Source organism: Vibrio sp. Vf1514 (genome assembly GCF_052076135.1).
GTDB classification, from domain to species: domain Bacteria; phylum Pseudomonadota; class Gammaproteobacteria; order Enterobacterales; family Vibrionaceae; genus Vibrio; species Vibrio furnissii.
Genome location: NZ_CP197267.1, coordinates 2420023 through 2433426, shown reverse-complemented (window position 1 = coordinate 2433426; position 13404 = coordinate 2420023). Strand labels below are relative to the sequence as shown.

Annotated in this window: 13 protein-coding genes; 8 read left to right on the top strand and 5 right to left on the bottom strand. The window is 52.1% G+C overall.

Features of this window, described 5'->3' with window-relative positions:
* Positions 1-32: 32 nt before the first annotated feature.
* The 5 genes from accA (at position 33) to ACS18Q_RS11295 (ending at position 4343) form a co-directional block, all read left to right on the top strand.
* The gene (accA, locus tag ACS18Q_RS11315) at positions 33-992 is read left to right on the top strand and encodes an acetyl-CoA carboxylase carboxyl transferase subunit alpha (protein ID WP_004724871.1); all 960 of its coding nucleotides are present in this window, start codon (positions 33-35) and stop codon (positions 990-992) included.
* A 141-nt stretch (positions 993-1133) separates the two neighbouring features.
* A complete protein-coding gene (gene tilS, locus ACS18Q_RS11310) occupies positions 1134-2432 on the top strand; it encodes a tRNA lysidine(34) synthetase TilS (RefSeq protein ID WP_441257647.1) in 1299 nt (432 codons plus the stop codon).
* Between the two features lie 66 nt (positions 2433-2498).
* On the top strand, positions 2499-2810 hold the full coding sequence (locus ACS18Q_RS11305; RefSeq protein ID WP_014204566.1) for a c-type cytochrome: 312 nt from the start codon (positions 2499-2501) through the stop codon (positions 2808-2810).
* Positions 2811-2920: 110 nt separating this feature from the next.
* Positions 2921-3259, top strand: a complete 339-nt coding sequence (gene glnB, locus ACS18Q_RS11300; RefSeq protein ID WP_038150877.1) for a nitrogen regulatory protein P-II — start codon at positions 2921-2923, stop codon at positions 3257-3259.
* A gap of 220 nt (positions 3260-3479) precedes the next feature.
* A complete protein-coding gene (locus tag ACS18Q_RS11295; RefSeq protein ID WP_441257089.1) occupies positions 3480-4343 on the top strand; it encodes an endonuclease/exonuclease/phosphatase family protein in 864 nt (287 codons plus the stop codon).
* Here the strand turns inward: ACS18Q_RS11295 and ACS18Q_RS11290 are convergent.
* From ACS18Q_RS11290 to gloB, 3 genes are all read right to left on the bottom strand, one after another.
* The gene (locus tag ACS18Q_RS11290; protein ID WP_041942492.1) at positions 4312-4998 is read right to left on the bottom strand and encodes a YIP1 family protein; all 687 of its coding nucleotides are present in this window, start codon (positions 4996-4998) and stop codon (positions 4312-4314) included. The two genes, ACS18Q_RS11295 and ACS18Q_RS11290, sit on opposite strands and share 32 nt — an antisense overlap.
* Entirely contained in the window at positions 4995-6557 is a 1563-nt protein-coding gene (locus ACS18Q_RS11285) for a LysM peptidoglycan-binding domain-containing protein (protein ID WP_441257088.1), read from the bottom strand. Before ACS18Q_RS11285 ends, ACS18Q_RS11290 begins: the two co-directional genes overlap by 4 nt.
* 72 nt (positions 6558-6629) lie before the next feature.
* Complete coding sequence (gloB, locus tag ACS18Q_RS11280; RefSeq protein ID WP_441257087.1) at positions 6630-7388, bottom strand: hydroxyacylglutathione hydrolase; 759 nt, start codon at positions 7386-7388, stop codon at positions 6630-6632.
* A gap of 37 nt (positions 7389-7425) precedes the next feature.
* On the opposite strand from gloB, the gene ACS18Q_RS11275 reads away from it, so the two are divergent.
* Entirely contained in the window at positions 7426-8160 is a 735-nt protein-coding gene (locus tag ACS18Q_RS11275) for a class I SAM-dependent methyltransferase (protein ID WP_004724854.1), read from the top strand.
* An 18-nt stretch (positions 8161-8178) separates the two neighbouring features.
* Here ACS18Q_RS11275 and rnhA read toward each other — a convergent pair whose 3' ends face one another.
* Positions 8179-8646 carry a ribonuclease HI gene (gene rnhA, locus ACS18Q_RS11270; protein ID WP_004724848.1) on the bottom strand — a complete coding sequence of 156 codons (468 nt, stop codon included), beginning with the start codon at positions 8644-8646 and terminating at the stop codon, positions 8179-8181.
* A gap of 59 nt (positions 8647-8705) precedes the next feature.
* Here rnhA and dnaQ point away from each other — a divergent pair, with 59 nt between their 5' ends.
* Positions 8706-9446, top strand: a complete 741-nt coding sequence (gene dnaQ, locus ACS18Q_RS11265; RefSeq protein ID WP_004724846.1) for a DNA polymerase III subunit epsilon — start codon at positions 8706-8708, stop codon at positions 9444-9446.
* A gap of 8 nt (positions 9447-9454) precedes the next feature.
* Positions 9455-10705: a TIGR03503 family protein gene (locus ACS18Q_RS11260; protein WP_441257086.1), complete on the top strand. Its 1251-nt coding sequence runs from the start codon at positions 9455-9457 to the stop codon at positions 10703-10705.
* Between the two features lie 107 nt (positions 10706-10812).
* Here ACS18Q_RS11260 and fadE read toward each other — a convergent pair whose 3' ends face one another.
* Complete coding sequence (fadE, locus tag ACS18Q_RS11255; protein ID WP_441257085.1) at positions 10813-13257, bottom strand: acyl-CoA dehydrogenase FadE; 2445 nt, start codon at positions 13255-13257, stop codon at positions 10813-10815.
* Positions 13258-13404 lie beyond the last annotated feature (147 nt).

Below are 13404 nucleotides of genomic sequence, written 5' to 3'. Positions count from 1 at the left end.
CGATGGTGAGCTGAGTAAAAAAGGATCGGTAGATGAGCCTAAATTTTCTAGAATTTGAAAAACCTATTGTAGAACTGGAAGCTAAAATTCAGGCGCTTCGTGACGTGTCTCGTCATGGCGGTGGAACTTCCGTAGATCTTGAAAAAGAGATCGAACAGCTAGAAAAGAAAAGCCTAGAGCTTAAAAAGAAAATTTTCGGTGATTTAGGGGCATGGCAAGTGGCACAGATGGCTCGCCATCCACAACGTCCTTACACCTTAGATTACATCAACAACATGTTTACGGAGTTCGATGAACTGGCCGGTGACCGTGCATTTGCTGACGACAAAGCGATCGTGGGCGGCATGGCTCGCTTAGATGGTCGTCCTGTGATGGTGATTGGTCATCAGAAAGGCCGTGAAACCCGTGAAAAAGTAAAACGTAACTTTGGGATGCCAAAGCCAGAAGGTTACCGTAAAGCCCTGCGTCTGATGGAAATGGCTGAGCGTTTCAACATGCCAATCATTACCTTCATCGACACGGCGGGTGCCTACCCAGGTGTTGGCGCAGAAGAGCGTGGTCAATCAGAAGCGATCGCGAAAAACCTGAAAGTGATGGCTGGCCTGACCGTGCCAGTGATCTGTAACGTGGTCGGTGAAGGCGGCTCTGGTGGCGCACTGGCAATTGGTGTGGGTGACTATGTCAACATGCTGCAATACTCGACTTACTCGGTGATTTCACCTGAAGGGTGTGCGTCGATTCTGTGGCGTGATGCGGATAAAGCACCACAAGCTGCAGAAGCGATGGGCCTGATTGCGCCGCGCCTGAAAGAGCTGGAACTGATCGACGAAGTGATTGAAGAGCCACTGGGTGGTGCGCACCGCGATCACGTGCAGATGGCAGAGAACATGAAAGCAACGCTACTGCGTCAGTTGGCGGATCTGGAACAACTAGATCATGAATCGCTGCTTGAACGCCGTTACCAACGCTTGATGAGCTACGGTTACTGCTAACCTCCGCTTGCAATTGGATGAAAAAAGGTCGGACATTGTCCGGCCTTTTTGTTTTTCCGTATGAGACCCCATTCAGCCCGCTGCCTGCGTCAGCGCTTTACGGTATACTCAAGCGGTTCTCTTTACTCAATCGACATTGCCATGGATTTGTACGCCCATACTCGTCAATTACTTGATGCACAGCCCTCACGCCATTTTGTGCTCGCCTTCAGTGGCGGCGTCGATTCGCGTGTGTTACTTGCGTTGATCGCGCGTTATCGTCAAGAGCGTGACATCAGCGTGCAAGCGGTGCATGTTCACCATGGGTTGAGTGTGAATGCCGATGAGTGGGCACAGCGCTGCCAGCACTGGTGCCAAGCCGCTCATGTGCCACTTGCCATTGAACGAGTCAGCTTGGCGACTGCCAGTGGCGAAAGCATTGAAAAGTTGGCGCGTGAGGCGCGTTATGCTGCGTTGGCGACACACATGCATCGTGGCAGCACGCTTTTGCTGGGTCAGCATGCCGATGATCAACTGGAAACGTTTTTGTTAGCGTTGAAACGTGGCAGCGGGCCGAAAGGGTTGGCCTCTATGGCGCAGCAAGCCCCGTTTTCTTGTGGTCAATTATTGCGTCCATTGCTGAGTGTCTCCCGTGCGCAGATCGAGTATTTTGCGATGCAGCATCATCTGCAATGGGTCGAAGATGAAAGCAATCAGGATGAGCGCTATGAGCGGAATTTTTTGCGTCATCGCGTGACACCGATATTGAGTGAGCGCTGGCCAAGCATTCGTCAGGCGGTTCAGCGCAGCGCACAGCTCTGTGCCGAGCAAGACGAATTGCTGGCAGAACTGCTGCGCGATGCGCTGCACGCGGCGACCCAAGGGGATGGCAGCTTGTCGGTCGCCATGTTGACGTCGCACAGCGATGCACTACGTCGCCAATTGTTGCGTTATTGGTTGGCTGCGCAAGGACTTGCGATGCCCAGCCGCATACAGTTAGACGTGTTGTGGCGCGAAGTGGCATTGGCAGAGGCGGATGCCAACCCGAAACTCAAGCTGGGGGAGTGCGAGATTCGCCGCTTTCAGCAGTGTTTGTATTGCGTGCCATTGGTGCAAGATGTGTCGGCTTGGCAGCAGCCCTTGGTGCTTGGCTGTGCGTTGGCTTTGCCGGATCACCTCGGTCAGTTGACTCTTGCTAAAAGCAAGCAAGGGACACTGCGTTGTCCTTCAGATTCTGAACATTTGTGGGTCACGTTTAATCCTGAAGGTTTGTCGGCTTGTCCCGTAGGCCGAGGGGGAACGCGCAAATTAAAGAAACTCTTTCAGGAATATCAAGTGCCTAGCTGGCTAAGACGCCGTATGCCGATTGTGATGCATCACCAGAACGTGGTGGCTGTAGCAAATTTGTTCGTGGATCGTGACTTCAGCGGGCAAGATTGTGAACTCATCTGGGACAAGTGATGTTTTTTCGTGCCAAAATTGCATTCATAAATACGTATAATCACTATGGACAAATAAGGGTGAGCAATGAATAAAGTCGCAATGGGAATGATGTTGGGTTTATCGCTGTTGGCTGGCAATGCAGTGGCTGGTGATGCGGCGGCAGGGAAAGCCAAAGCAGCGGTCTGTGCCGCTTGTCATGGCGCAGATGGGATCGCGGTGATCCCGGGGTATCCAAACCTCAAAGGCCAGAATGAGCAGTACATCGTGACTTCCATTAAGGCCTACAAAAACAAAGAGCGTACCGGAGGTTTAGCGGTCGTGATGCAAGCGCAGGCATCGATGCTGAGCGATGATGACATTGCCAACCTTGCGGCGTACTTTGCAAGCCTGAAGTGATCGCCTCCTTGAGTTTGTGAGACAGCCCAAGCCTTGCTTGGGCTTTTTATTGATTGTTTACAACGGCTAGCAGATAATGCCAGCAACGAAACGAAGTTTAAGGGATGAACATGAAAAAAATCGAAGCCATTATCAAGCCATTTAAACTCGATGATGTCCGTGAAGCGTTGGCGGAAGTGGGAATTACCGGGATGACGGTATCCGAAGTGAAAGGATTCGGTCGCCAGAAAGGCCATACGGAGCTGTATCGCGGCGCGGAATACATGGTCGACTTCCTGCCTAAAGTGAAACTGGAAATCGTCGTGACTGAAGATGTGGCTGATCAATGCGTCGACACCATTATCGAAACCGCGCAAACCGGTAAGATTGGTGACGGTAAGATTTTCATCACCAATGTTGAACGTGTCATTCGTATTCGCACGGGCGAAGAAGATGAAGATGCGATTTAAGCCAAAGATGTCATAAAAATAAGGAGCTTCGGCTCCTTATTTTTTTTGCGGGTGTAAAGCCTGTTGTGGCCGTTTTCACTTGAGCGCTCACTTTGACGAGTGCTATGGTTTGTCGGTGCTGTGGCTCGATAGGGCATGGTTTTATAGCGCATGCCTCGATAGTGAATGGCTCGATAGTGCAAGGGTAAGGTCGTGCCATGTTGTGTGAGTTGGATTGCTGATGAAAAAACGTCTTCTGTGGTTAGTGCTGCCGATTGGGGTGATTTTGGCGCTGATTGGTTTTTCGCTGGTGTTTACCGTTCCCGCTGAACCCCAATTGTTCACGATCGGAAAAAATGAGCGTGGCCAGCCCTTGGTGTGTTACCACGATCCCGATGCTGAGGCATTGGATGACAACGGGACGCTGAAGCTGGTGGTGTGGAATATCTACAAGCAAAACCGCGACACTTGGCAGGCGGAGCTCAATCGCTTTAGTCACGATGCGCAATTGGTCTTGCTGCAAGAAGCGAGCATGACCCCTGCCTTGCAGCGCTGGATCTCCGAACACCATTGGGGGGGCACGCGAGTCAACGCATTTCAGGTGCTGGGTGAGTCGGCGGGCGTGTTGAATTTATCGCGTCACATGCCGCAACTGGCGTGTGGCTACACGGAAATGGAGCCATGGTTGCGCCTGCCTAAATCCGGCATCTACGCCTTGTATCCGCTGAGCAATGGTCAAGTGCTGGCGGTGGTGAATCTGCACGCGGTGAACTTTTCATATGGTACGCAGGAGTATCGCAAACAACTCACGGCGCTGATTCAAGAGCTGCGCCAGCATAAAGGGCCGATCCTCGTGGCCGGTGACTTTAACAGTTGGAGTGAAAAGCGGACCCAAGTGTTGCGCGATGCACTGAGCGCCCTCGGGATGCAGGAAGCGATGTTCAGTCCGGATAACCGAGCTCGTTTTATCAATGGGTTACCACTCGATCATGTGTTTTATAAACAACTGACGCTGAAAAAAGCAAAAGCGCCCGAATCGGACGCTTCTGATCATAACCCATTGTTACTTGAATTCAGCTTATCAGGATATACAGCGCCCAGATAAGGTAGAACGCAATCCATGGCAGGGTGGCAATCACCAACGCTTGGCCGCGCTCTAACGGAGTCCAAGTACCGACGGCCGCATAACCCAGCACAATGTACCATGGCAGCAAAATCGGGAATGCGCTGGCAAATTGTGACCAATCGCTGGTCAATGGCAGTTTCAATAAGCCGTTGAGGCTGTTGAGATCCGCCGCGTAGCTCATCACATGGCCATGTTTGAGGATCAAGCTGGCGTAGCTGGCCAGATCGCCGAGCACGGCCGGAAAGATCACCACCGTGCTGGCGGCAAACCATTTCCAGAATCCCATTGCCGGCTGCACAGGTTTGGTTGCCAAACGAAACCACAAGGCCAAGACAAAAATGGTCAAGGTGCGGCTAACGATGTCGCTGATGATCTCACTTGCCATCAATGTGTTGGCTTCAAGCAAGTCCAACTGCGCGGGGTTCGTGCTTGCCAGTTGCGCGGCCAGTCCCTGTTTGAGCCACTCAAAATTGACATTGTCAAAGTAGGCTCCCCAGAACAGGAACGGTGTGATCATCAAGACAATGTAGGTTTGCCATCCCCACATGCCGCGCTGGTAGAGCGCAGCAAAGCAGTCGCTGGGGGAACGGAAAATGTCCACTAACATGATGAGTGGGTTTGCAGAGGGTTTCATACACTCACCTTCGTGACGTCCACGTACAGTTTCAATTTTTGACCTGGTTTCAGGTACTTCTGGTTGGCCAAATCGTTCCACTTGACGATGTCGTGTGTTTTGACACTAAAACGCGCCGCAATGTCACTCAGCGTGTCGCCATTACGAACTTGATAGAACACGGTTCGAATGATGGCGCCATCGGTACTGTCTTTCCAAATCACCAGCTTTTGCCCCACGCGCAATGTATCGCGCGGGCCCATGCCGTTCCATTTCGCCAACGCTTGGTGAGAGACGTTATTGGCACGAGCAATGGTCCACAGGCTGTCGCCTGAGCGTACGGTGTGGGTTAATTTGTATTTGCCTCTTGCCAGCGATTGCGTTTTAGCCAGGCGATTGCTCGCGCTGAGCGCGTACGCTTTCTCATCTTTGACCGAGGTGGGGATCATCAAATACTGGCCGACACGGATTGAGGTGCCGGACAAATTGTTCGCCGTTTGAATCACTTTGGTGGTGGTGCTGTGTTTGGTCGCGATCACGCTGAGTGTGTCGCCACTTTTCACTTTGTAGCGCACCAATTTCATGCCTTTGCCGCGATTTTCTTCGACGTTTTGTTGGAAGCGTGCCACCGTATCGATTGGCAGCAACAGTTGGAATGGTTCATCCGGTGCTGTCGCCCATTGGTTGTAGGCCGGGTTATAGCTTTGCAGCTCTTTGACGCTGATGCCGGCATAATTGGCGGCAATCGCTAAATCAAGCTGCTCTTCTGGATCTACCAATTTCAACACGGGTTTGTTGGCAATCGCGCGCAGCGAGACGCCGTATCGTTCTTGATTGGCAATGATGTCTGCCAATGCGAGTAATTTCGGCACGTAGCCACTGGTCTCTTTGGGTAAATCGAGTGAGAAGAAGTCGGTCGGTTTACCCAAATTGGTGTTTTTACGAATGGCGCTGGAGACACGTCCGCCGCCACTGTTATAGGCCGCAATGGCGTTGTACCAATCGCCGTTAAAACGATTGCTTAAGTAAGTAAGATAATCGAGCGCAGCATCGGTAGCGGCATCGACATCGCGGCGACCGTCATACCAGAAGTTTTGCTCAAGCCCGTACATTTTGCCGGTGCCCGGCACAAACTGCCATAACCCGGCAGCGCTGCCGTGGGAGTATGCAAAGGCATCGAAAGAGCTTTCAACGATTGGCAACAGCGCGAGTTCAAGCGGCAAATTGCGTTGTTCGATTTTCTCAGTGATGAGGTACAGAAAGGGCTCGGCGCGCTTGGCGACGATCTCTAAATGGCCGGGGTGTTTGATATACCATGTCCGGTAGTAGTCGACGGTTTTGTCGTCCGGAATGGGGAGCTGGAGTTGCATGGCAATGCGCTGCCACACGTCGTCCTGCTCCTGAGGCGTCAGCACTTTAGGCGCGACAACCACCGGTGTTTTTTTAGGTTTGGTGGGTGGTGTGACCTGAGATGCTGGCGTGTTTTCCTCGTTGGTCTCTGATGTATTTTGACTCAAGGGCTGGGTAAGTTGGCATCCGGCTAATAGTAGTGCAATTACCCAGCTGAATTGTACTCGCATGTAAGACAGCCTTTTTAATTCTTGGCTGCTGATAATACTTTCGGGATGAATGGCCTGACAAGCAAGAAAACGTCAAAATTCGTTCTTCCACTCACGTAATGCGGTAAATATTGAGAGTGCATCGGTTTGTGGCGTGCGGTTGGCTACCGACTTCATCACACTTGGTTCTTGTGTTCTCAAAAATGGGTTAATCCATTTTTCGCGGCGCACGGTGCTGGGCAAGGTGGAATAGCCTTGCCCACGCAGGCGAATGACTTCATCACGATAGATCTGTAATTGTTCATTATCTGGCTCCACTGCCATCGCAAACGCCACGTTGCTGGCGGTGTATTCATGGGCGCAGTACACCTCGGTTTCTTCGGGCAGCGCGACCAATTTGCTGAGAGAGGTGAACATCTGTTCCATGGTGCCTTCAAACACGCGGCCGCAACCAGCCGAAAACAGCACATCCCCACAAAAGAGCTTGCCATCGCCAACGTAACCGATGTGGCCGAGTGTGTGACCGGGTAGCCCCAACACCATAAAGCGCTCGTCAAACAGCTCGATTTGATCACCTGCGTCCACTGGGTGGGTCAGAGTGGGAATGGGCTCTTGCGATGGGCCCACCACATCCACGTTTGGGTACTGACGCACCAACTCCGGCACTCCCCCGATGTGGTCGTGATGATGGTGGGTGATCAGAATCGCTTCTAAGGTTAAATCGTACTGAGACAAGTACGCTAAGACCGGCGCAGCATCGCCCGGATCGACCACGGCACAACGGCGATCGCTATTTTGTATCAGCCAGATGTAATTATCATTAAATGCGGGTATGCTTTTGATATGTAACATGAGTTATCTCCAGTCACCGTGGTGAAGCGAGTTAGCAATGAAACCAGCGCGCAGCGAAAAAAATCTTGAGAAACCCCATTCTTGGTCTCAATTGAAGAACGGCCAATGGGTGAGTGAGTCGATTCAAACTCGGCTCGATGAATGGTGCCCGAAACTCTTCGGTTACCACATGCTAAAACTGGGTGGCCTGAGCTGCGAGCTCGTGAGTTGTAATTGTAATATTCAACACCAAGTTCAACTCGATATCCAGAACCCTTTGCACAACGTGATTGCCGATGCGTACGATTTGCCGTTTCTGGAAAAAAGCATTGATGCGGTGATTGTCGCGCATCAGTTGGACTATTGTAACGATCCGCACAGCATCTTACGGGAAGTCGACCGCGTGCTCATCGACGATGGTTACATTATTTTGACCGGATTTAATCCGCTGAGTTTAACCGGGCTCGCGAGTTTGATGCCGTGGCGCAAGCACAATTTGCCATGGAGTGGGCGAATGTTCACCCCAAACCGCATCAAAGACTGGCTGAGTGTGTTGAATTATCAAGTGATTGAATGCGACCAATACGCGCTGTTTCCGATGCAAAAATATCGCCCGCTGTGGACGTGGCTGGAAAACAGTTTCGGGGATTGCGGCGCGCCGTTTGGCAGTCTGTATTTTATCGTCGCCCGCAAACGCACTTATCCGCTCAAGCCGATTAAACCCCATTGGCGTCTGAAACGACGTTTGTCACCTGTTGGGGTCAACTACCGAGTTAAATCGGATTCGCAATAAAAAAAGAAGTGAGTGAACTCACTTCTCTGGTTGGTAGCCGACGTCGTCTTCGGTTGGATTTTCTGCCGCGCTGCGTGCCAGTTCGTCACACATTTCGTTTTCACGATGGCCAGCATGGCCTTTGACCCAATGCCATTCCACCTGATGACGGGCGGTTTCGGCGTCTAAGGCTTGCCATAAATCGGCATTTTTTACCGGTTTTTTGTCCGCTGTTTTCCAGCCGCGTTTTTTCCAATTGTGGATCCACTGCGTGATGCCTTGGCGCACGTATTGGCTGTCGGTGGTTAAACTCACATGACACGGCTCTTTGAGCGTTTTTAAGGCCACGACGGCCGCCATCATTTCCATGCGGTTGTTTGTGGTCAGGCGATAGCCTTTGGCGAGGGTTTTCTCGACTTGTTTATAGCGCATGACGACGCCATAGCCTCCCGGCCCCGGGTTGCCTAAACAGGAACCATCAGTGAAAATTTCCACCTGTTTCTTCATGATTATTTGATACTATTGGGTTTCGCACACAATTGGCATAGTCTGACACACATATCCTCATGAATACTAGCAACAATTCTGAATACAGTCGCATTGTGGTTCTCGATACCGAAACCACCGGTATGAACCTCGAAGGCGGCCCACACTACGAAGGCCACCGTATCATTGAGATCGGTGCCGTCGAAATCATCAACCGGAAGCTGACCGGGCGTCATTTTCACGTCTACCTCAAGCCAGACCGTGCCATTCAAGACGAAGCGATTGAAGTACACGGGATTACGGATGAATTTCTGGTCGATAAACCGGAATATAAAGATGTGCATGAGGAGTTTTTGGACTTCATTCGCGGCGCTGAATTGGTCGCGCATAACGCGCCCTTCGACGTCGGCTTCATGGATTATGAATTCAGCAAGCTGAGCATTCCGACGGCGAAAACCGATGAACTGTGTAAGGTGACCGATACGTTGGCCATGGCGAAGAAAATCTTCCCGGGCAAACGGAACAACCTCGACGTTTTGTGTGATCGCTACGGCATTGATAACTCGCATCGTACGCTCCACGGGGCATTGCTCGATGCGGAAATTCTGGCGGATGTGTATCTGTTGATGACCGGTGGCCAGACGTCACTGCAATTTTCAGGGAGTTCGCAAGAGAACGGAATGGGAGCGGGGGCAATAAAACGCGTCGCCGAAGGACGAAAAGCGCTAAAGGTTTTGCGCGCAACGGCCGATGAAATACAAGCACACCAGGATCGCCTGGATATCGTAGAAAAAAGTGGCACTTGCCTTTGGCGTCAGTAGGAGAAGCTATGTTGAGGATGGGATTGGCTTTATGGGCATTGCTGCTCAGCGCGAGCGTATTTGCCAGCAATGAGTCAAGTATGTCCTTGTTGGACAATCGGTTCCGCGTCGACCCGACCATCACTCAGATTACGTTCGTCGTCTACCGGGAGAACAACTCTCAACCGGTGGTGCTGGTACGCCCGGATGGCAAAAAGTATTACGCATGGCGCAGCCCAGACAACGTGCGTTGGTATGAAGAGCCGTCGATGGACATCATTTCCATCGATAACCCGATGCCGGGTCCGTGGCAAGCCGTGGGAAAAGTGTCGCCCAAGAACAACATCAAACTGATTTCGCATTTGCAACTGGCCGCCGATGCGCTGCCAAACCGCCTTTATCAAGGTGAACAACTCAAATACACCGCTCGTTTGACGTCTGACGGCAAGCCGCTGCTGCTGCGTGACTTTCTCGATCGCGTCAACCTGAAGGTGACGTTCACTAAGTACATCGAAAATGAAGACCAATTGGTCAAAGAGGCACGCCCCGTGCCCACCGTGATTGGTGAATTTGCCGATGACGGGCAGGGACTGGATGAAAAACCGGGCGATGGTGTGTTTACCGTGGCGCTTCCCATTTCACCCGAGCCGGGGAAATATCGTGTGCGCATTACCTCCGGAAACGGGGTCTTTTTGCGCGCGCAAGAGCAAGAAGTGTTGGTGTACCCAAGCCCTATCTCCACCACCTTTATTCAATCCCGCGAAAATGATCAGCCGCACTTGATCGTGTTCAGTGGCGAGCAAGGCATGATTCAACCCGGCTCAATGGCGGCGCACGTTGAACACAGTAATCCGGATAAAGCGGTGATCGTCACACAGGGGCAATCGGATAAAGACGCGCTCAAAGTCTCGTTGACCATTCCGTATTCAGGCAACTTTGGCAATTATGCTTGGCATGGCAAGCTGTATGCGACCGACTTGGCCACCCAGCGTCCGCTCTATTTCCCTATTAAAGAGCACACCTACAGCGTGGTTGGGGACATTGACCTCGAAACCACGCGCCGAATGCAGGAAGAAGAAGCGGCCAAGCAACGTAAGATTGCGCAGGAAAAACTGATCATTCAGATGCGCGAAGAGGCGCGTCAACGCAACATCATGTATATCGCCGTGGGCAATGTGGTGGTGATTGTTCTGGTGTTGGGGGGATGGCTGGTGAGCCGTAAACTGCGGGCCAGCAAAGAAGCCACGCCAGAGATGCAGCTCAACATGCCGAAGAAATAATGGCTTGAGTATTTAGAGATAAAAAGAAAAGGAGGCATTCAGCCTCCTTTTTTTGTTGCTCAGCGGTGCTTATTTACTTGCTGACTGGCTCGTCTTCTTGCGCGTGGTCACGCGACCTCGACCAGCTTGGGTTGTGACTTTTTTGCTGCTAACTCCTGCGGCGCAAAGTCATCCACATTGATGGTGTATAAGCGGTGCTGCTCGGCTTCGATCAGCAGTTCGGCTTCTTGCTCGGTGATCAGCTTTTGCTCAAGGCCACGTTGTGCCACTTGATCCAATTGCGTGAATGGGCGACGTTCGTTCAGCGCTTTGCATACCTTGTCGAACACCGGTTCTGCTTGCAGAATCACATTCAACGCCAGTTCAATCTTGCCGACCGCGTTATGTGCAGTCGGTTCGAGGTACTGATGACGACCGATGCGTGAGCGGGTCGCACTTGGCGTTTGAATGATCTGCGCCACTTTGCTGTCGAGCTTGTCGTTTGGTGCTTTGCGCACGCGGCCAAAGGGCATGATCAAGACACGCAGGGCTTTGCCGATCACCTTGTTCGGGAAGTTCGCCAAGAACTCATCAATCGCCACTTCGGTCTGTTTCAAGCTGTCTTGCAGCCCCCAGTGCACCAAGGCCAAATCTTCTGCTGGGCGACCATCATTCTCAAAGCGCTTCAGCGTTGCTGAGCTGAGATAAAGCTGGCTTAAAATATCACCCAAACGCGCGGATAGGCGCTCTTTACGTTTCAGGGAACCACCCAGTACGGCCATGGAAATATCGGCCAGCAGGGCAAGGTTTGCACTGTAACGGTTGAGTTGCTGATAGTAACGTTTGGTGGCGTCTTTGGTTGGCGCAGCAGAACCGAACCCGTCGGTCAGGCCAAACCAGATACTGCGCACCAAGTTACTCATGGTAAAGCTGACATGGCCAGCCAGCGCGGCGTCAAATTGTTCGACCGCATTGGCGCTGTCTGAATACGCAGCTTCCATCTCTTTCAAGACGTACGGATGGCAGCGAATAGCACCCTGACCAAAGATGATCATGGAGCGGGTCAGAATGTTGGCGCCTTCCACGGTGATCGCGATAGGGGAACCTTGGTAACCTCGCGCAAGGAAGTTCGATGGACCCAAACAGATGCCTTTGCCGCCGACGATGTCCATTGCATCGATGATCGAGCGTTGGCCTCGGTGGGTACAGTGATACTTCACAATCGCAGAAATAACCGATGGTTTTTCGCCGGCATCAATCCCCGCGACGGTGAGGTTGCTCGCTGCATCCATCACGTAAGCGTTCCCTGCAAGGCGCGCCAAAGGTTCTTCAATCCCTTCCATGTGACCAATGGGTTGCTTGAACTGACGACGAATGCGCGCATAAGCGCCCGTTGCCATTGCCGCTGCTTTGATGCCGCCAGTTGAGTTCGATGGCAGAGTAATACCGCGACCCACTGATAAACATTCCACCAGCATGCGCCAGCCTTGGCCGGCCATCGATGGACCGCCGATGATGAAGTCCAGCGGGACAAATAGATCGTTCGCGCGCGTCGGGCCGTTTTGGAACGGCACGTTCAATGGGAAGTGACGATTGCCGATTTCTACCCCTTTGAGGTGTGTCGGGATCAAAGCACACGTGATGCCAATCTCTTTGTGTTCGCCCAGCAGCCCGTCAGGGTCGCGCAGTTTAAAGGCCAAACCAAGAACCGTCGCAACTGGCGCCAGCGTGATGTAGCGTTTGTTCCATGTCAGGCGCATGCCCAGCACTTCTTTGCCTTCCCATTCGCCTTTGCACACGATGCCGTAATCCGGAATCGAGCCCGCATCAGAGCCCGCTTCTGGGCTGGTCAGCGCGAAACATGGAATCTCTTTGCCTTCCGCCAAACGAGGGAGGTAGTAATCTTTTTGCTCGTCGGTGCCGTAATGTTGCAGCAGTTCGCCCGGGCCGAGAGAGTTCGGCACGCCGACGGTGGAAGAAAGCACGCCCGATACGCCCGTCAGCTTTTGCAGCACCAGCGATTGCGCGTACGCGGAAAATTCCAAGCCGCCGTACTGCTTCTTAATGATCATGGCGAAGAATTTGTGGTCTTTCAGGTATTGCCACACTTCCGGAGGCAAATCCGCCAATTCGTGAGTCACCTGATAGTCGTTCACCATGGCGCACACTTCGTTCACTGGGCCATCTAGGAACGCTTGTTCTTCGGCAGAAAGTGCGGGTGCTTTGATATGGCTCAGCTGTTGCCAGTCCGGTTTGCCTTTGAACAGTTCGGCTTCCCACCACACGGTGCCAGCATCAAGCGCTTCTTTTTCTGTCTGCGACATCGCAGGCAGTACTTTTTTGAATACCTTTAGTGTCTTACCGCTGATGAGACTTTGACGGATTGACGGGACTGCCAATACCGCGATAGCGGCTAAGTACAGCGCCCAGCTGATGATACCCACTGGGCCAAACAACGACAGGACCAACATGGTCACGGTCAGTGCGGCTAAGGCAGTCATTAATGAGGTTCTGTGGTACAGGCAGCCGCTTAACACGACCACGAACCCTAAGATTGAGAGCAAGATGTCCATATTTTTATCCTTTGTGCAGACCGGAATTTGGTTTACATATTTGGTGGTCTTACCAGTTAGAGTGTAATCAAAGTATTAATGAAATGTAAAACCTTGCTGTGTTTAAAAAGTGATCTGAATAGAGCAAAAGTTCTAATTTGTGCTCTC

Excerpts from the sequence above, each read along its gene's own strand:
- ACS18Q_RS11290 (WP_041942492.1), bottom strand. The coding sequence starts at position 4,998 with ATGAAACCCTCTGCAAACCCACTCATCATGTTAGTGGACATTTTCCGT.
- ACS18Q_RS11275 (WP_004724854.1), top strand. The coding sequence starts at position 7,426 with ATGAAACCAGCGCGCAGCGAAAAAAATCTTGAGAAACCCCATTCTTGG.
- ACS18Q_RS11305 (WP_014204566.1), top strand. The coding sequence starts at position 2,499 with ATGAATAAAGTCGCAATGGGAATGATGTTGGGTTTATCGCTGTTGGCT.
- tilS (WP_441257647.1), top strand. The coding sequence starts at position 1,134 with ATGGATTTGTACGCCCATACTCGTCAATTACTTGATGCACAGCCCTCA.
- ACS18Q_RS11295 (WP_441257089.1), top strand. The coding sequence starts at position 3,480 with ATGAAAAAACGTCTTCTGTGGTTAGTGCTGCCGATTGGGGTGATTTTG.
- gloB (WP_441257087.1), bottom strand. The coding sequence starts at position 7,388 with ATGTTACATATCAAAAGCATACCCGCATTTAATGATAATTACATCTGG.
- dnaQ (WP_004724846.1), top strand. The coding sequence starts at position 8,706 with ATGAATACTAGCAACAATTCTGAATACAGTCGCATTGTGGTTCTCGAT.
- fadE (WP_441257085.1), bottom strand. The coding sequence starts at position 13,257 with ATGGACATCTTGCTCTCAATCTTAGGGTTCGTGGTCGTGTTAAGCGGC.
- ACS18Q_RS11285 (WP_441257088.1), bottom strand. The coding sequence starts at position 6,557 with ATGCGAGTACAATTCAGCTGGGTAATTGCACTACTATTAGCCGGATGC.
- ACS18Q_RS11260 (WP_441257086.1), top strand. The coding sequence starts at position 9,455 with ATGTTGAGGATGGGATTGGCTTTATGGGCATTGCTGCTCAGCGCGAGC.
- rnhA (WP_004724848.1), bottom strand. The coding sequence starts at position 8,646 with ATGAAGAAACAGGTGGAAATTTTCACTGATGGTTCCTGTTTAGGCAAC.
- glnB (WP_038150877.1), top strand. The coding sequence starts at position 2,921 with ATGAAAAAAATCGAAGCCATTATCAAGCCATTTAAACTCGATGATGTC.
- accA (WP_004724871.1), top strand. The coding sequence starts at position 33 with ATGAGCCTAAATTTTCTAGAATTTGAAAAACCTATTGTAGAACTGGAA.